11 protein-coding genes are annotated in these 18,191 nt (G+C 71.8%); 4 read left to right on the top strand and 7 right to left on the bottom strand.

Translation table 11 applies throughout. The features are described 5' to 3' along the window. Positions 1-4 precede the first annotated feature (4 nt). Complete coding sequence (locus ACWDRB_RS43825; protein WP_363983645.1) at positions 5-544, bottom strand: DinB family protein; 540 nt, start codon at positions 542-544, stop codon at positions 5-7. A gap of 121 nt (positions 545-665) precedes the next feature. On the opposite strand from ACWDRB_RS43825, the gene ACWDRB_RS43830 reads away from it, so the two are divergent. Beyond that, positions 666-1,844, top strand: a complete 1,179-nt coding sequence (locus ACWDRB_RS43830) for a cytochrome P450 (protein ID WP_363983647.1) — start codon at positions 666-668, stop codon at positions 1,842-1,844. Between the two features lie 34 nt (positions 1,845-1,878). On the opposite strand, the gene ACWDRB_RS43835 is transcribed toward ACWDRB_RS43830, so the two are convergent. Genes ACWDRB_RS43835 through ACWDRB_RS43855 form a run of 5 tightly spaced genes read right to left on the bottom strand, consistent with a single transcriptional unit; the run spans position 1,879 to position 6,700 of the window. Then, positions 1,879-2,619: a thioesterase II family protein gene (locus tag ACWDRB_RS43835; RefSeq protein WP_449904361.1), complete on the bottom strand. Its 741-nt coding sequence runs from the start codon at positions 2,617-2,619 to the stop codon at positions 1,879-1,881. A 23-nt stretch (positions 2,620-2,642) separates the two neighbouring features. Then, positions 2,643-3,383: a thioesterase II family protein gene (locus tag ACWDRB_RS43840; protein WP_449904363.1), complete on the bottom strand. Its 741-nt coding sequence runs from the start codon at positions 3,381-3,383 to the stop codon at positions 2,643-2,645. 17 nt (positions 3,384-3,400) lie between these two features. Then, the gene (locus tag ACWDRB_RS43845) at positions 3,401-4,657 is read right to left on the bottom strand and encodes a cytochrome P450 (RefSeq protein ID WP_449904365.1); all 1,257 of its coding nucleotides are present in this window, start codon (positions 4,655-4,657) and stop codon (positions 3,401-3,403) included. Next, on the bottom strand, positions 4,641-6,470 hold the full coding sequence (locus ACWDRB_RS43850) for an amino acid adenylation domain-containing protein (protein WP_449904367.1): 1,830 nt from the start codon (positions 6,468-6,470) through the stop codon (positions 4,641-4,643). Before ACWDRB_RS43850 ends, ACWDRB_RS43845 begins: the two co-directional genes overlap by 17 nt. Positions 6,471-6,478: 8 nt before the next feature. Beyond that, positions 6,479-6,700, bottom strand: a complete 222-nt coding sequence (locus ACWDRB_RS43855) for an MbtH family protein (protein ID WP_355205830.1) — start codon at positions 6,698-6,700, stop codon at positions 6,479-6,481. Between the two features lie 136 nt (positions 6,701-6,836). Here ACWDRB_RS43855 and vioC point away from each other — a divergent pair, with 136 nt between their 5' ends. From vioC to ACWDRB_RS43870, 3 genes are read left to right on the top strand one after another with little or no spacing between them, the layout of a single operon-like run. Continuing rightward, a complete protein-coding gene (gene vioC / locus ACWDRB_RS43860; RefSeq protein ID WP_449904369.1) occupies positions 6,837-7,865 on the top strand; it encodes an arginine beta-hydroxylase, Fe(II)/alpha-ketoglutarate-dependent in 1,029 nt (342 codons plus the stop codon). Positions 7,866-7,892: 27 nt separating this feature from the next. Next, entirely contained in the window at positions 7,893-14,426 is a 6,534-nt protein-coding gene (locus ACWDRB_RS43865; RefSeq protein ID WP_449904372.1) for an amino acid adenylation domain-containing protein, read from the top strand. Continuing rightward, a complete protein-coding gene (locus ACWDRB_RS43870) occupies positions 14,423-15,874 on the top strand; it encodes an amino acid adenylation domain-containing protein (RefSeq protein ID WP_449904374.1) in 1,452 nt (483 codons plus the stop codon). The genes ACWDRB_RS43865 and ACWDRB_RS43870 overlap by 4 nt, the downstream gene beginning before the upstream one ends. On the opposite strand, the gene ACWDRB_RS43875 is transcribed toward ACWDRB_RS43870, so the two are convergent. Further along, entirely contained in the window at positions 15,871-18,189 is a 2,319-nt protein-coding gene (locus tag ACWDRB_RS43875; protein ID WP_449904376.1) for a lantibiotic dehydratase, read from the bottom strand. The two genes, ACWDRB_RS43870 and ACWDRB_RS43875, sit on opposite strands and share 4 nt — an antisense overlap. Positions 18,190-18,191 lie beyond the last annotated feature (2 nt).

An 18,191-nucleotide genomic window follows, 5' to 3' on the forward strand; every position in this document is an offset into this window, starting at 1 on the left:
CCGGTTATTCTCCCGTCTCCCCGTCCACCGACTCCCGGAGGAGGTCGGCGTGACCGTTGTGGCGTGCGTACTCCTCGATCATGTGGACCACGATCCAGCGCAGGCTCGGCGCCTGGCCGTTGGGCCAGGCGCGCTGGGCCGGGCGGTCCAGCCCGCCGTCCTCCAGCGCCTCGGCGACCGCCTCGCGGGAGTGGTCCACGGCCTTCTGCCACAGAGCGAACAGCTCGTCCGGGGTGTCGCCGGCGGCGGAGTGCCACTCCCAGTCCTGGTCGGCGCGCCAGTCCACGGTGTTCCACGGAGCGGAGCGGTCCCGGCCGTGCAGCGCTCGGGAGAACCAGTCGTCCTCCACGTAGGCCAGGTGCTTGAGCAGCCCGCCCAGCGTCATCGACGAGGCGCCGACCGTCGCCGTCAGGCCCGCGGTGTCCAGGCCCCGGCACTTCCAGGCCAGCGTCGCGCGCTGGTAGTCGAGGAAACCCAGGAGGGTCGCGGTCTCGTCGCCTGCGACGGGCGGCCAGGGCCGATCGTGCTCGTCCATGTCTGTCATGGGCAGCGAGTGTAGCCACTGGGGCCCTCCACCGGTCACGACTCGCCAGGCCCCAGGTTCCGGGGACGCGACGAGCGCGTGGCCCCGCCGTACAGTCGCCGTGAGCAGCAGTGGAGTGTTGATGCCGCATTACGATCCGTTCGACTTCAAGGTGCAGGAGGATCCGCATCCCGTCTACGCGTGGATGCGTGAGCACGCGCCGGTCTATCGCAACGAGGAGCGCGACTTCTGGGCGCTGTCACGCCACGCCGACGTCCACGCCGCGCTGCGCGAGCCGCACCTCTTCTCCAACAGCCACGGCATCTCGCTGGAGCCGGAGTTGTGGGGGCCGCAGGCGAAGAAGACGAGCCTGTTCCTGTCCATGGACCCTCCCGAGCACGGCCTCTATCGAGGGCTGGTGGCCTCGGCGTTCACCCCCCGCCGCATGGCCGCGCTCGAACCCCGCATCCGCGAGCTGGCCCGCGCCCGGCTGGAGCGGCTGTGGGACGAGCCGACGTTCGACTTCTGCGCCGACTACGCCGCGGCGCTGCCGAACGACGTCCTCTGCGAGATGCTCGGCTTCCCCGCCGACGAGTGGGACGCGGTACGCGCCGACACCGACCTGCTCAACCACCACGTGGACGGCTCGGACGGGCGCAGCCCGGACTCGGCCATGGCCGCCCTGCGCCTGGCGAGCCGCTTCGTCGTCCTGGTGACCTCGCTGCGCCGCCGGCCCGGCGACGACCTGACCTCGGCCATGATCGCGGCGGAGGTCGGCGGCGCCAGGCTCACCGACGCGCAGATCGTCGCCTTCCTGTTCGTGATGATCGGCGCGGGCAACGAGTCCACCGGCAAGACGCTCGGCAACGCGTGGTACCACGGCTGGCTCCGGCCCGACGTGCAGCGGGCAGGGCTCAACGGGCGGGCCGACGACTGGGCCGCCGAGACGCTGCGCTACGACTCCTCCAGCCAGATGGTGGCGCGCGTGCTGACCGAGGACACCGTCATGCACGGCGTCCGGATGCCCAAGGGCGCCCGGATCGCGCTGCTGCCCGCCTCGGCCAACCGGGACCGGCGGGTGTTCCCCGACCCGGACACCTTCGACCTGGACCGCGAGACCAAGCGGATGATCAGCTTCGGGCACGGGCCGCACCACTGCCTCGGGGCCGCGCTGGCCAGGCTGGAGATGCGGATCGCGCTGGAGGAGATCGGGGCGTTGATCTCCTCGTACGAGATCGACCTGGCCAACGCCCGGCGCTCACACTCGCCGCACCAGTGCGGGTTCACCTCGCTGCCCTGCGTGGTGACCCCTCGTACCTGAGCCGAGCGGTACGGCCCGGGCCGGGCCGTACCGCTCAGGCGAGGTCGTGGCTGATGGTCCTGATCACCTGCTGCTCGCCGGCGGAGTCGAAGAAGTGCCCGCCGGGCACCGGGTCGAGGTCGAAACGCGCCGCTGTCTCCACGCGCCAGCCGTCCATCCGCGGCGGCGGCGACTCGATGTCCTCGGTGCCGGCGAATGCGCGGATCGGCACCTCCAGCGGCTTGTCCGGGTGGAAGCCGTGCGTGCTGAGCACGGTGAGGTCGGCACCCAGCGTGGGCAGCAGGCCCGCGAGCAGCTCGGGCTCGGCCAGCACCTCCGCCGGCGTGCCGCCCATCTCGCGCACGTAGCCCTCCAGGCCGTCCGCGCGGTCTTCCCACGCCCAGGTGCCGTCGTCCAGGCAGGGGGCGATGCTGGCCGCCACGAACAACACGCGCGGCAGCGGCAGCGCGCGTTCCCGCAGCTCGTGCGCGAGCGCCCAGGCCACCCGCGCGCCCATGCTGACGCCGTAGCAGGCGAACGGACGGTCGAGCAAGGGCTTGATCACCGCGATCAGCTCGTCCACGAGCGGCGCCATCCGATCGAACGGCGGCTCGGCGAACCGGTCGGCCCGGCCGGGAAGCTGCACCGCGATCGGCTCGACGTAGCTCGGCACGAGCTGCGGCCAGTGCCGGTACATCGCCGCGCTGCCGCCGGCGTGGTGGAAACAGAGCAACTGGACCTCGGCGGGCGTGCCACGCCCGAAACGTTTGAGCCAGCGGGGGTCGCCGTGCCGCACCTGCCCGTCCTTCCTACCCGTCCTTACGCTGCGCTCAGCCCTGAGCACATCACGTCCAGCAGATCCTCGGGCGCCTCGATGAAGCGGTGGTGGCGGCCGTCGAGGAGCACGGAGGTCGTCTCGCCGCACTCCCCCCATCCGCCCATGGTGGAGAACGGGATCTCGTCGTCCTCGGTCCAGCCGATCGCCGTGATCGGGCACGACAGCCGGTACGGTTCCGGCATCACGTACCGTTTGTTGGTCTCGACGTCGGCCCGTAACACCTCCAGGTAGAGCTCGATGAGCTCCGCGCTGGGCTTCCCCCCGAGCTGGGTGATCAACTTCTCCAGCTCGGCGCCGAGCCCGGCGTCGTCCATGGACAGGAACCGCCCGGCGGGCCCGTCCTGCGGGGCCACCTCCGAAGAGACGTAGACCCGGGCGGGCGCGGGCATGCCGCTCCTGATCAGCTCGGCCGACACCTCGTAGGCCGCCAGAGCGGACCCGCAGTGGCCGAAGAAGCCGAACGGCACGTCGAGATGGTCCTCGAGCCCGATCACCATGCTCTTGGCGAGCTCCTGGTAGGTCTCGAAGTTCGGCTCGGCGAAGCGGGTCTCGTGGCCGGGCAGTTCGACGGGCAGGAACTCGACACCGCCGCGCCGCCGCGGCCACTGGCGGTACATGCTGGAGCCACAGCCCGAGTACGGGATCAGGAAGACCCGGCCGGTCGCCGTGGCCGACGGCTCGTGCGGCAGCCATGGGTTGCGGCGCTTCGGGCGGTTTGCCATGAGCGGCCCTCCGGGAGTCAGAGCGTCTTAGCGGTGATCGGCAGGTGCTTGAAGCCGGAGATGAAGTTGGAGTGCAGGCGGACGGGCTCGCCGGCCGGCTCGAAGGCGGTGAAGCGCGACAGCAGCTGGTTGAACAGGATGCGCAGGGTGACCCGGGCGACGGTGTGGCCGACGCAGTAATGCGGGCCGATCCCGAAGGCGAGGTGCTTGTTGGGCTTGCGGCGCAGGTCGAACGTCTCGGCGTCCGGGAAGACCTCCGGGTCGCGGTTGGCCGCGCCGAGCCAGGAGACCACCGCCTGACCGGCCTTGATCCTGGTGCCGCGCACCTCGGTGTCCTGGACGGCGTACCTCATGAAGTGGCTGACCGGGGAGCCCAGGCGCAGGCCCTCCTCGACCGCGGTGGGGGTGACGCTCAGATCGGCCGCCCACCGGTCCAGCAGGCCGTCGCCGATGTGCTCGGTCATCATGTAGTTCGGCGAGTGCGGGGTGGTGACCACGGCGCCCAGCAGCACGCTGTAGCAGTTGGACATGACCTCGCCGGGCGACATGGTGCGCCCGTCGACCTCGGTGGTGATCAGGATGCTGATGAGGTCGTCGCCGAGGTTGCGGCGGCGCTCCTTGTAGATGTCCTGGAAATAGGCGAACAACTCGCGGTGCGCCTGGTCCAGGGTGGCCTGCGCGCCGCCGGGCACCCGGTACTCTGGATCCTCGGCGGCGATCGAGGCGTTGAGCAGCCGGCCGAGCCAGGGCCAGTCGGCCCGGGGGAGGCCCATGGACTCGCCGCCCACCGCGACCGGCAGGGCCAGCATGGCCTGGGCGAAGTCGAACGGACCGCCGTCGGCGAGCGGGGAGATCACCTCCAGGACCAGGTCGCGGATCAGGTCCTGCTGCGCCTCGATGGACTTGATGGCCAGTGCCTTCTGCAGGCGGGCCCGCATGATCGTGTGCCGGGGCGGGTCGGTCGCGGCGATCTGCCTGCCGCCCGCCGGGTCCTCGACGCCGAGGATGTTCAGGAGCGTGCCGCGTTCGGAGGTGAACGTCTGGGCGTCGCGCAGCACCCGGTCGACGTCGTGGTATTTCACCACCGACCAGAACCCGTTCCGCTCGTCGATCTGCTCCCAGTCCAGGTGGTCATGGTTCCGCAGGTCCGCCCACTTCTCGCGGAAGCGGAAGTCGAGATCGGCGTAGAGCATCGGGTCGGCCAGCCCTCGCGCGGCGGTGCTGACTGGGCAGCCGGGCGCGGCCTGCTCGCCGGTGCTACTGGGTCCCTGCATCCGCGCTCTCCTTCCTGGTCGTGCCGGGCTCCTGCCTCAGGAGCAGTTCCTCGGCGAGGGCGGCGATCGTCGGCCGCAGGTAGAGGATGCGGGCCGGCAGGTTGACGTCGAACTCGGCCTGGAGCGCGGACAGCAGCTCGGCGGCGAGCAGCGAGTGCCCGCCCAGGTCGAAGAAGTTGTCGTCCACCCCGATCGGCTCGACGTCCAGCGCGTCGCTCCAGATCTCGGCCAGGCGGCGCTCGACCGGGCGGTCCGGCTCGACGTAGTCGTTCCAGACGTTGCGGGGGATCTTCTCGGTGGGCAGCGCCGAGCGGTTCACCTTGCCGTTCGGGTTGAGCGGGATGTCCCTCACCACGATCACCGCCCACGGCACCAGGTGGGCGGCGACGGTCGCGATGAGTTTCTCCCGCAGCGCCGTACCGAAGGAGGTCCACTCGGCCGGATCCATGTCACCCACGGCCACGTAGGCGATCAGGCGGGTGTCACCGGCCCCGTTGGTACGGGTGAGGACGGCGGCCTGCTCGACGCCCGGCTGCCTGAGCAGCTCCATCTCCACCGTGCTCAGCTCGACCCGGTAGCCGCGGATCTTGACCTGCCGGTCGGAGCGGCCGAGGAAGTCCAGCACGCCGTCCTCGGTCCAGCGCGACAGGTCGCCGGTGCGGTACATGCGGCTGCCCGGCGGCCTGGACGGGTCGGGGTCGGCGACGAAGCGCTCGGCCGTCGCGCCGGGCCGGTTGAGGTAGCCGGTGGCGACGCCGTCGCCGCCGACCCACAACTCGCCGACGTCCCCGTGGGGGACCTCGTGCAGCCGTTCGTCCAGGACCCTGCCGGTGCTGCCGTCGATGGGCACGCCGATCGGCACGCGCGTCGCGTCGCCGCTGTCGCGGGTGGTCCAGCACGTGCTGAACGTGGTGTTCTCCGTCGGGCCGTAGCCGTTGGTGAAGACCAGATCCGGGTAGGCGGCCATCACCCGCTGGACGTGCGCGGGAGACAGCACGTCGCCTCCGGCCAGCAGGTGGCGGATGCCGGACAGCCCGTCGAGGTGATGGGTGACGATCTTGTGGAACAGGCCGGTCGTCAGCCACAAGACGCTGACGCCTTCGTCGCGGAGCGTCGCCACGATCTCCTCGAGGTCGGCGTGCCCGGTCGGCGCGAGCGCCAGCCTGCACCCCTTCACCAGCGGCATCCAGATCTCGAAGGTGGAGACGTCGAAGCCGACCCGGGTCAGTTGCAGGAAGACGTCGTCGTCGCGGACGTCGATCCAGCCGGGAGCGTTGATCAGCCGCCAGACCGCGCGGTGGGGGACGACGACGCCCTTGGGCTCGCCGGTGGAGCCGGAGGTGTAGCAGACGTAGACGGGGGTGTCGGGGTGAAGCGGCCGCGCCGTTCCGGCCGGCTCAGGTGCGCTCGCCTCGGTCATCTCGGGCTCGACGTAGAGGATGTGCTCCACGTCCGGCGCCTGCTCACCGAAGCGCGAGCCGACGACGGCGAACCGGGCCCGCGCGTCGCACACGATCTGCTCCCGCTGGCCGGACGGCTCCGCCGGGTCGAGATAGAGGTAGGCGCCGCCCGCCTTGAGGATCGCGTACAAGGTGACGATGAGCTCCGGCGTGCGGCCCAGGACCACCGCGACCACCGATCCGCTGCCGACCCCGGCCGCTCGCAGGCGCGACGCCAGAGCCTCCGCGGCCTCGTCGAGCCGGCGGAAGGTCAGGGTGCTGCCGCGGAAACTGACCGCGATCCGGTCAGGCGTGCGTGCGACCTGCTCGGCCACCATCTCGTGGATGCATCGCGGTGCTCCTGCGTCGGTCATCGCCACTCCTACTCGTGAGCGGTACTCGCGAGGTGCTCGCGACGGGCGCTGCGCGGGCGCAGGTCCGTCCAGTTGGCCTCGATGTAGTCCAGGCACGCCTGCCGCGTGTCCTCGCCGTGCACGACCCGCCACCCGGCGGGGACGTCCAGCGCCGCCGGCCACAGCGAGTGCTGGTCCTCGTCGTTGACGAGCACCGTGAAGCTGCCATCGGGGTCATCGAACGGGTTCATGAAGTCCTCTCCTTACGCTCCACCAGCAAAGCTAACGAGGACGCCGCTCGCCCGGATGTCCCCTCTAACGGGGACCCATGCGGGACGCGGATGGCTCCTACACTCCGGAATGTCACCGACATGGAAGGGAACCGCGGTGCGCCGTTTGACGCTGACACCGGAGGACAACGCGGAGCTGTCCCCGATGATCGCCGAGATCGCCAAGGCCTACGACACGGTCGAGAACCCCGAGCTGATCCGCCGGGCGCCGGTGCTCGCCCGGTCCTTGCCGGTCCACGTGCTGGAGTTCCTGGAGGAGTACCGGATCGGGGAACCCTCGGCCCTGTGCGTGATCTCCGGGCTCGACGTCGACGAGGCGCAGCTCGGGGACACCCCCGAGCACTGGCGCGACAGCCAGTACGACTCCCCGGCCTTCCCCCAGGAGGTGTTCTTCCTCCTGTGCGGCTCCGTGCTCGGCGACGTGTTCGGCTGGGCCACCCAGCAGGACGGCCGGATCATGCACGACGTGCTCCCCATCAAGGGCCACGAGCACTACGAGATCGGCTCCAACAGCCTGCAGCACCTGTCCTGGCACACCGAGGACGCCTTCCACCCCTGCCGGGGCGACTACGTGGCGCTCATGTGCCTGAAGAATCCCGACGCCGTCGAGACCATGGTCTGCGACGCCGCCGACCTCGACTGGCCGGCCATCGACGTCGAGTCGTTGTTCGCCGCCGAGTTCACGCAGATGCCCGACAACTCGCACCTGCCGCAGAACGCCACCGAGTCCACCGGCGACCCGACCATCGACCGGCTCCGGGCCAGGAGCTTCGCGCTCATCCAGTCCTGGAACGACGATCCGGTCAGGCGGCCCGTCCTGTTCGGCGACCGCGCGCAGCCGTACATGGCGCTCGACCCGTACCACATGAAGACCGAGGGCTGGTCCGAGGCGTCGCTGCGCGCCTTCCAGGGGTTGTGCGACCAGATCGAAGCCAACATGAAGGACGTCAGCCTGCGTCCCGGCGACTGCGTGTTCATCGACAACTTCCGGGCCGTGCACGGCCGCAAGTCCTTCCGTCCTCGCTACGACGGGTCCGACCGCTGGCTCAAACGTCTCAACATCACCCGCAACCTTCGCGGCTCTCGCGCATGGCGGCCGGCTGCCGACAACCGCATCATCTACTGAACCCGCGCCGCGGAGGGAACAGGGCCAGTGACCAGAGGAGACTTCCCCAACGTTCGCACGGTCGCCGAGGTGGAGACGCTGGCGTGGCTGCTCCGGTGGCGGGCTGCCCGCCGGCCCGAGCAGGTCGGTCACGTCTTCCTCGCCGAGGACGGTGCCGAAACCCCCCTCACCTACGGCGAGCTGGACCTCCGGGCCCGCGCGATCGCGGTCCGGCTGCGGGGGGCGGGCCTGGCCGAGGGTGATCGGGCGCTGCTGCTCTACCCGCCCGGCGCGGACTTCCTCTCGGCGTTCTTCGGCTGCCTGTACGCCGGTGTGGTCGCCGTCCCCACGTTCCCTCCCGACCCGCTCCGGCTGGACCGCACGCTGCCGCGCCTGCTCGCCACCGTCACGGACGCCGATCCTCGCGCGGCGCTCACCGTCACTCCACTGCTGCCCCTGGCCGGCAGCCTGCCTGGGCAACCGGCCTGGATCGCCACCGACGCAGATGTCTCGGACGCCGCCGAATGGCGGCCGCCCGAGGCGACCGCTTCCTCCACCGCCGTGCTGCAGTACACCTCCGGCTCCACCGCCGAGCCCAAAGGCGTGATCCTCTCCCACGGCAACCTGCTGCACAACTCCCGGCTCATCCACGAGTTCTTCGGCACCACCGAGGACAGCCGCGGCATGAGCTGGCTGCCTCCCTACCACGACATGGGCCTGATCGGCGGGCTCCTCCAGCCGCTCTACGCGGGCTTCCCCGTCTGGCTCATGTCTCCCCTCGACTTCCTGCGGCGGCCGCTGAGCTGGCTGGAGACGCTGTCGCGGGTGGGCGTGACGGTCAGCGGCGGCCCCAACTTCGCCTACGACCTGTGCGTGCGCAAGACCACGGCGAGCGAGCGGGACCGCCTGGACCTCAGCTCCTGGCGGGTCGCCTTCAACGGTGCCGAACCCGTCCGCCGCGCCACCCTCGAACGCTTCGCCGACGCCTTCGCACCCGCCGGTTTCTCCAAGGAGTCCTTCTTCCCCTGTTACGGCCTCGCCGAGGCCACGCTCATCGTCACCGGCGGCTTCGCCTCCTCCGTGGACGACTCCGTGGACGACTCCGTGGACGACCGGGTCAGCAGCGGCCGAAGCGCACCCGACCAGAGTGTCGAGATCGTCGACCCCGGCACCTGCCGCCCCTGCCCGCCCGGTGAGGTCGGCGAGATCTGGGTACGCGGCCCGAGCGTGGCAGGAGGCTACTGGGCCCGTCCCGACCTGAGCCGCGAGGTCTTCCAGGCGCGGCTCGCCTCCGGTTCCGACTACCTCCGGAGCGGCGACCTCGGCTTCCTGCGCGACGGCGAGCTCGTGGTCACCGGCCGGATCAAGGACCTGATCATCATCCGGGGCCGCAACCACTACCCTCAGGACCTCGAGGCCACCGCCGAGCGGGCCCACCCCGCCGTGCGTCCCGGCGGGGTCGCCGCCTTCCTCGTCGAGGACCGGCCGGCCCTGGTGTACGAGCTCGCCAGGGACGCCGGTGACGTGGACATCGCCGCCGTCTCCCGCTCGATCCGCCACCGGGTCGCGGAGGAGCACGGGGTGAGCGCCGGCCTGGTCGTGGTCATCCCCGCCGGCGCTCTGCCCAAGACCACCAGCGGCAAGGTACGGCGTGACGCCTGCCGTCAGCGACTGCTGGCAGGAGACCTGCCCGAGATCGGCAGAAGCGAAAGCGACCCCGACGCGACGGACGTGTCCGCCGCCGGTCTCACCCGGGAGGCGCTGCTCGCCATGCCCGGCGACCGGCGTGCCGGGGCCGTCCAGGACTACCTGCGTGCCCGGCTCGCCGCCCTCTGCGCCGTGCCCGCTGACGACCTGACGCCGGACCTGCCGCTGCTGGCCGCCGGGCTGGACTCGCTGGGCGCGCAGCAGCTCCAGCAGGACGTGGAGACCGAGCTGGGGTTGCGCCTGCCTCTCGCCGACATCCTCAGCGGCGCCGCGCTGTCCGAGGTCGCCACCCGGATCGCCGCGTCCGCGGACGGCGAGGCCGTACCGGACCCGCACACCACGGCACCGGCGGTGGCTGAGACGACGACGCGGCTCACCCCCGGCCAGCGCACCCTGTGGTTCCTGCAGCAGCTGGCGCCGGAGAGCACCGCGCACACCACGGTGGCGGCGTTCCGGCTGAGCGGCCCGCTCGACCCGCTCGCGCTGCGGGCGGCCTTCGACGCGCTCGTGTCCCGGCACGACGCGCTGCGGTCGGCCTTCACCGGCAAGGACGGCGAGCCCGTACGGGTGGCCCTGCCGCACCTGCCGGGAGCCTTCGAGCACGTCGAGGCGGACGGGCTCGACGACGAGGCGCTGCGGGCGCGGCTGGCTGAGGACGCGCACCGGCCGTTCGACCTCGCCTCCGGCCCGCTCGTGCGACTGCGCCTGTACCGGCGCGCGAGCGACGAGCACGCGGTCCTGGTGACGGCGCACCATATCGTGACGGACTTCTGGTCGACGATGATCCTCGGCCGTGAGCTCGCGGCGCTGTACACGGAACGGGCGGGCGGCCCGCCCGCCGAGCTCGCACCGCCCGGCGCGGACGTCATGGACGTGCTCGCGTGGCAGGACGCGCTGCTCTCCGGCCCGGCCGGACGTGAGCTGGATCGCTACTGGAGCCGGCGGATCGGCGAAGGCGCTCCTCCGCTGGAGCTCGCGTCGTGGAACGCGGACAACGCATCGGATCGCGGTCAGGCCCGGCATTTCAGGATCGACAGCGCGCTGATCGGCAGGCTGAAGCGATGCGCGGCGGCAGAAGGCGTCACGCTGAACGTGCTGCTGCTCGCCGGTTTCCAGGCACTGCTGCACCGGCTGACGGGCCAGGACGACATTGTGGTCGGCACGCCGGTGGCCGCCCGCACCGGACCGGGTTTCGCGGACATCGTCGGCTACCTCATGAACCCGGTGCCGATCAGAAGCCGCGCCGACGGACGGCTCACCTTCCGGCACCTGCTGAAGGAGACCAGAAGCCAGGTCATCGGCGCGATCGAGCACCAGAGCCTGCCCAGCGCGCTCCTGGCCGAGCGGCACGCGCGCCGCGGGTTGTTCCAGACGATGTTCGTGTTCAACCAGCCGAACGCCGCCGACCTGGCGCGCTTCCCCGCGGTGCTGCTCGGCCACACGGGGGTGCGCAGAGCCTTCGGCGGCGGTCTGGTGGCCGAGTCGCTGCCGGTCGAACCCCGGGAGAGCGCGTTCGACGTGGAGGTGTCGCTGTCCGAGATCGACGGCGAGGTCCGCGGCCTGCTCCGATACCGGACCAGCGTGTTCGACGGCCCGGGAGCGGAGCGGTTCGCGGAGACCTTCCTGACGCTGCTGGAGGCCGCCGCCGACGATCCGGAGACCCGGCTCGGCACGCTGCTGCCCGCGACGGGGGCCGAGCGCGTGCGGGTCCTGCGGGAGTGGAACGCCACGGATCGCGCCGTGGACACGAGCACGACCGTGGCGGAGCTGTTCGAACGGCAGGCCGCCCGGACACCGGACGCGATGGCCGTCGTGGCGGGCGGCGAGCGGGTCTCCTATCGGGAGCTGGACGAGCGCGCCAACCAGCTCGCGCACCTGCTCGGCGAGAGGGGGGTCAGCCCAGGAACGCGGGTGGGGATATATCTGGACAAGGGCCCGGCCATGGTCGAGGCGCTGCTCGCGGTCGTCAAGGCGGGTGCGACCTATGTCCCGCTCGATCCCCTCAACCCCCCGGAGCGGGTCGCCACCGCCTTCGCCGACGCCTCCGTGACGGGCGTGCTGAGCGAGCGTGCCCTGAGAGACAAGCTGCCGGAAGCTCCGGTGATCCTGCTCGACGCGGACCGGCCGGAGATCCGGCGGCAGCCGACGACGCCGCCACGGATGAAGCCCTCCGACACGGCATACGTGATCTACACCTCAGGCTCGACGGGGACACCGAAGGGGGTGGCGGTCCCGCACACGGCCCTGACCAACCACACGCTGCACGCCGCCGGGATGTACGGGATCAGCCCGGCCGACCGGATCCTCCAGTTCGCCTCGATCGGGTTCGACGCCAGCGCCGAGGAGATCTACCCCGCCCTGGCTCAGGGCGCCTGCCTGGTCCTGCGCACGGACCGCATGCTGGCCGACCCGGCCGGGTTCCTGCGGGCCTGCGCGGCGGAGGCGGTGACCGTGCTCGATCTGCCGACCGCGTTCTGGCACGACCTGGTGGGAGCGCTGGAGGACGGCGAAGCCGTACTGCCGGAAACCCTGAGGCTCGTCATCATCGGTGGCGAGCGCGCGCTGCCGGACCGGGTCGCGGCCTGGCGGGGCCGGGCCGGCGACCGGGTGCGGCTGGTCAACACCTACGGGCCCACGGAGGCCACGATCGTGGCCACGTCCGGCGAGCTGACGGGCGCCGCGGCCCCCATCGGCCGTCCGATCGCGAACACCCGCGCCTACGTGCTCGACGAGGCGTGCTGGCCGGTGCGGGCCGGAGTGGTGGGCGAGCTGTATCTGGGTGGCATCGGGCTGGCCCACGGCTATCTCCATCGGCCGGCGCTGACGGCGGAGAGGTTCGTGGCCGACCCGTTCGGCCCCGCGGGCGGGCGGCTGTACCGGACGGGCGACCTGGTCAGGCACCTGCCGGACGGCTCGCTGGCGTTCGTGGCCCGTGCCGACCGTCAGATCAAGCTGAACGGCTACCGCGTCGAGCTCGGCGAGATCGAGTCGGCGCTGCGCCGCCTGCCCGGCGTCGCTGACGCGGCGGTGACCCTGCGGGAGCACCTGATCGCCTACGTGACGCCTGCCCTGCCCGCCGAGGAACTGCGCGCGTCTCTGCGCGCCGTCCTCCCCGGGTACATGGTCCCGGCCCACTACGTCCCCTTGGCCGCGCTTCCCCGGACCGTCAACGGCAAGATCGACTACGCCGGGCTGCCCATGGCCGATCCCGCCCCCGTGCGGGAGGGCCCGGCCGAGCCGCCGCGGACGCCGGAGGAGCGCGCGCTGGCGGAGATCTGGCGCGAGGTGCTGGGAGTGCCGGAGGTGGGGCGGCACGACGACTTCTTCGCGCTCAGCGGCCACTCGCTGCAGGCCACCAAGGTGCTGGCCCGCGTGGCCGACACCCTCGGGCTGGACCTGCCGTTGCGCGCGGTCTTCGAGTCGCCCACGCTCGCCGCCCTCGCGGCCCGCCTTCCCGGTGCCGCACCCACCCGGTCCGGGCCGGTGCCGCCCGCCCCGCGTGACCAGCCGCTGCCCCTGTCGTTCGTCCAGGAACGCATCTGGTTCCTGCAGCAGGTCGAGCCGGACAGCACCAATTACAACGTCCCCCGGGCCATGCGCCTGTACGGCAGGGTGAACCTGGAGACGGTCACCCGGGCGCTGGCCGACCTGGAGGTCAGGCACGAGATCCTCCGCACGACCTTCCCCGACTTCGACGGCGAGCCGGTGCAGCACGTGCACGAGCCACGCGGCATCCCGGTGACCACGCTCGACCGGACCGGGCTGCCCGAGCACGAGCGCGACGCCTGGATCCGCGACTACATCCTGGCCGCGGGACAGGAGCCGTTCGACCTGGCGGAGGGCCCGCTGCTCCGCGTGTCCCTGGTCCGGCTGGCGGCCGAGGAGTACGTGCTGGTCGTCGTGGAGCACCACATGATCCACGACGGGTGGGCGCAAGGGGTGTTCCTGCGCGACTTCCTGGAGCTGTACGAGGCGCACGCCACCGGCCGCGAGCCCCGCCTGCCCGAGCTGCCCGTCCAGTACGCCGACTTCGCGCACTGGCAGCGCCGCGCGATCGCGGGGGAGCGGCTGACGACCCTGCTGGACTTCTGGCGCGGCAGGCTCGACGGCGCGCCGCCCCTGTTAAAACTCACCACCGACCGGCCCAGGCCCGCCGAGCCGACGTTGCGCGGTGGCGAGGAGGTCCTGGTCATCGAGGACGGCCTCGCGCGGCGACTGCGCGAGCTCGGGCGGGACCACGACGCCACCCTGTTCATGACCATGTTCGCGGTGTTCGCGATGCTGTTGTACGGCGACAGCCGCCAGCAGGACATCGTCATCGGCAGCGGGATCGCCAACCGGCAGCGGGCCGAGCTGGAGAACCTGCTCGGCATGATGATCAACACCGTTCTGCTGCGGGTGGACCTGTCCGGGGACCCGGCCTTCCCGGAACTGCTGGAGCGGGTCCGTGACACCTGCCTGGAGGCGTACGCACACCAGGACATGCCGTTCGAGAAGCTCGTCCAGCACCTGCGACCGGCGCGGAGCCTGAGCCACACGCCGTTGTTCCAGGTGATGTTCAGCTTCCTCGACACGCCGATGCCGAGACTGCGGCTGCCCGACGTGCGCCTGGAGGTGCTGAACGCGCACAACCGCTCGGCCAAGTTCGACCTGAACGCGGTGATCATCCCGCATGCCGAGGATCGCTTCCAGGACGCGGGCTCCGGGCCGCGTGAGGAGACGATCACGGTGTTGCTGGAGTACAGCACGGATCTGTTCGACGCGGCGACCGTGCGCGGGATGCTGGATCGCTACCTCACGCTGCTGCGGGCGGTCGTCGCGCGGCCGGGGATGTCGGTGGCGGAGCTGGTGACGGGTGGCGGGGTGCTCCGGTGAACGACTCGCTTCCCGCGTTGTTCGCGGAGGTGTGCGCGCGGCAGCCGTACCGGATCGCGGTCGTCTGCGGTGCGGAGCGCCTGACCTACGCGGAGCTGGACGCCGCGGCCCGGGGGCTCGCCGCCGAGCTCGTGCGCCGGGGTGTGCGGCGCGGGGAGCTGGTGGGGCTGCGGGTGAGCCGGTCGGCCGACGTTCCGGTGGCGGTGCTCGGGATCATGCTGGCGGGCGCGGCGTATGTGCCGCTCGATCCGCGGTATCCGGCCGAGCGGCTGCGGCTCATGGTGGACGAATCCGGGATTCGGCACACGGTGGGCGGCGACGTGCCGGTCTGGGGCCACGAGCCGGCAGCGGTGGACGGGCTGCCCGCGCTGACCCCCGGCGACCTCGCCTACGTGATCTACACCTCCGGCTCCACCGGGCGGCCGAAGGGCTGCGTGCTCACCCACGCGAACGTGCTGAGCCTGCTCGACGCCGCGCTGCCGCTGTTCGACGTCGGGGCCGACGACCGGTGGACGCTGTTCCACTCGATCAACTTCGACTTCTCGGTGTGGGAGTTGTGGGGGGCGCTGGCCACCGGCGCGACCCTGGTGATCGTGGACGCCGAGACCTCCGTGGACCCGGTGGAGTTCCTGGAGCTGCTGATCCGGGAGGGGGTGAGCGTGCTCAACCAGGTGCCGCCGGTGTTCCGCGTGCTGGTGGAGACGCACGCCGACGCGGGACGGCCCCCGCTGCCGCTGCGCTATGTGATCTTCGGCGGGGACGCCGTGGACCTGGACGTCACCGCCGCCTTCCTGGACGCACTGCCCGAGGACGGCAGGCCGGTCGTGGTCAACATGTACGGGATCACCGAGACCACCGTGCACGTCACCTTCAAGGAGCTCGACCAGGCGGCGTTGCGGGGCCCCGAACGCTCGCCGATCGGCCGTCCGCTCCCGCATCTGGACGTCGTGCTCCGCGACGCGTACGGCGGGGCGGTGCCGGACGGCGAGGCCGGCGAGATGTGGGTGTCCGGCGGCGGGGTCGGCGTGGGGTACCTGGGCCGTGACGACCTGACGGCCGAGCGGTTCGTCGTCGCGGACGGCGTGCGCTGGTACCGGTCGGGGGATCTGGCCCGCCGTACGGGTGACGGCGAGTTGCAGTACCTCGGGCGGGCCGACCGGCAGGTGAAGCTGCGCGGGCTGCGCGTCGAGCTCGGGGAGATCGAGACGGTGTTGCGCGGGTGCACGGGGGTCCGGGACGCGGTGGTGCGGTTGGTCGCCGATCGCACGCTCGGGGATCTCCTGATCGCCTATGTGGTGGCGGGCGACGGCTATGACCCCAAGCTGGTGCGGGACGAGTGCGGGACGGTGTTGCCCGCCTACATGGTGCCCGCCCGGTACGAGACCCTGCCGGCGGTTCCGCTGTCCACCACCGGCAAGGTCGACCGGGCTGCCCTGCCGTACCCCTAAGGGCGCTTCATCGCGACGATGCGCAGCTCGGCGGTGTAACGGGCGCCGCGGGCGTCGCGCAGCCACAGGCGGTCGATGTCCGGCAGCATCTCCGAGATCGTGACCGTACCGGACCCGGTTTCGGCGCTGCGGCGGATGGACTTGCCGAGCAGGTTCACCAGCGACAGGCTCCTGAAGTCCACGGCCATCGGCTTGCGCTCGGTCGGCACCCGGACGAAGCCGCGTTCCGGCAGGTCATGCTGAGCGCGCCAGCGTCGTCCCTGCACGTAACGCCGCCGCTCGTCCTTGACGAAGGCCCAGGCCACGTCGGCGGCCGGGAACGTCCACGCCTCGCGGTTGACGACCAGCCGGTCGACGGTGATGCGCGGGCTGTGCGTCGCGCCGCCGAACGGCTTGAACGCGTCGACGACCAGCGAGCTGAACAGGTCGCCCGCGGCCTCCATGAACGTGTGCTCGCGGCCGTGCCCGGAGCGATGCCGCACGACGAGGTCGTCCCCGCGCCGCTCCACCACCAGGTCCAGCACGGAGACCAGCGGAGACTCCGGTGGCGGCTCGAACGACTCGGCACCGATGCACAGGTAGGTGTAGCCGGACAGCATCATCTCGTCGGCCCGCGACATCCGCGTGGTGGCCAGCGGCGAGTCGGCGCGCGGGACGACCACCACGCGCTCGTCCAGGCCGCTGGCGACGGCGGCCTCGTGCAGGCGGCGCGGGTCCGGGTGCTGGTTGACGAATACCTTGTTCTCCAGCGTGTTGGCCGAGCAGTGCAGCTCGCCGAGCACGAAGTCCACGTCGCCGCGGGCCAGCGCGTCCTCGTCGGCGGTGAGGAGCATGAGGTCCGGCGAGAACCAGTGCGCGGCGCTCCAGCGCGGCACGCCCGTGGCGAACTCGGCCGCCACCCGGCCGGCGAGCTCCCCGGCGGTGAACCGGAGCTCCCGCGTCGAGCCGAACTCCTCCGGCGGCAGCTCGATCACCCGCCGCCAGCGCCGCCGGAACTCCTCCACGACCTCGTCCACGATCTCCGACCCCGGCGTCAGCGTGAGCCTGCCCAGCTCCGGCATGACCGAGGTCAGCAGTTGCAGCAGCGCCATCGTGGCAGAGCCCGTGCGGGCCGTCTCGCGGTCGAACGACTCGCGCGCCCGCGCCTCGTAGCGCTCGGCGACGGCATCGGTCAGCCACCTCGCGCTGTCCAGCACCAGTCCGAGCGGCGCGGCCAGCGCGTCGGTCACCCTCCGTCCCAGCCGCACGTCGAGGTCGCGGACGGTGTCCTCATAGACGAGGGTACGGCCGGCGTACACGCCACCGGAGCGGCGGGTGGCCTGCCGGCCGGTGATCCGCTCGAACGTCTCGGCCAGCTCACCCTGCGCCGTCATGAGCCGCTCCGCGTCGCCCGCCGCGGCCGACACGGCGTCACGCGCGCCGACCAGCTCGTCCAGCGAGGACCGGGCGCGGGCGCGTACCGCGGCGTCGGCGATCAGGTCGATGCGCTCGGCCAGCTCCCGCTCGGGCCAGGTGACCAGCTTGCCGTTCAGGTCGACGCGCACCGCGCCGAGCTCGCACAGCCGTAGCAGGACGGCGACGATCGCCGGATCCGGCGGGTCGCCCGCGAGGTCGCGCACGGTGCGGCGGCCGTCGCAGCGTCCGAGGACACGCAGCTCGGCGGCCCGCAGCGGGACCGGCTTGCGGAACGGCAGCCGCAGCACCCCTCCGGTGAGCGTCGCCGCCGCGTCCGTCGTGGGACGCAGCCAGGGCCACACCTCGGGACGTGCCGCGAGCGTCTCCGCCACGGCGTCGATAGCCCAGCCCTCGAAGTAGGCGGTGCGCCGGGACAGCAACCCGGGTCCCGGAGTCATTTCCAGGCCGGTGTCATCCGCGCCGATCCGGGCCCAGCCGAGCGGGCCGAAGAAGCCGACGGTGTCGTTCTTGAGGGAGTAGCGCTGCAGGTACGTCGTGATGGTGAGCTCGTGGCGGCGGCCCTCGCGGTGCGAGCGCGGCTCACCGGCGGCCACCTTGTCCAGGCAGACCCGGACGACCTGCGGGTTCTGCCAGGCCACCGCCTCGCGGAACAGGGGATCGGTGGACGCCCGGCGCATGACGGCGGTCAGCCGGTCGGTGGCGGCGGCCCAAACCTTCTCCCACTGCTGCTGGGTGGCCGGAGCGCGCTCATCCAGGTGGTCCGCCGCGGCGGCCAGCTCGGCGTCGCACAGCTCGGCGAACCACGCGGCCGGGAGCCCCGTGCTGCGCAGCGCGCATTCGCGCCACAGCATCCAGCCCGTCGCGCCCAGCGGCGTGTGGTGCTCGGTTTCCTGGGTCATCG

This window comes from Nonomuraea sp. NPDC003707, assembly GCF_053587055.1.

Bases quoted from the DNA above. Each gene is read 5' to 3' on its own strand.
- ACWDRB_RS43825 (WP_363983645.1), bottom strand. From the start codon at position 544: ATGACAGACATGGACGAGCACGATCGGCCCTGGCCGCCCGTCGCAGGC.
- ACWDRB_RS43830 (WP_363983647.1), top strand. From the start codon at position 666: ATGCCGCATTACGATCCGTTCGACTTCAAGGTGCAGGAGGATCCGCAT.
- ACWDRB_RS43840 (WP_449904363.1), bottom strand. From the start codon at position 3,383: ATGGCAAACCGCCCGAAGCGCCGCAACCCATGGCTGCCGCACGAGCCG.
- ACWDRB_RS43845 (WP_449904365.1), bottom strand. From the start codon at position 4,657: ATGCAGGGACCCAGTAGCACCGGCGAGCAGGCCGCGCCCGGCTGCCCA.
- ACWDRB_RS43850 (WP_449904367.1), bottom strand. From the start codon at position 6,470: ATGACCGACGCAGGAGCACCGCGATGCATCCACGAGATGGTGGCCGAG.
- ACWDRB_RS43855 (WP_355205830.1), bottom strand. From the start codon at position 6,700: ATGAACCCGTTCGATGACCCCGATGGCAGCTTCACGGTGCTCGTCAAC.
- ACWDRB_RS43875 (WP_449904376.1), bottom strand. From the start codon at position 18,189: ATGACCCAGGAAACCGAGCACCACACGCCGCTGGGCGCGACGGGCTGG.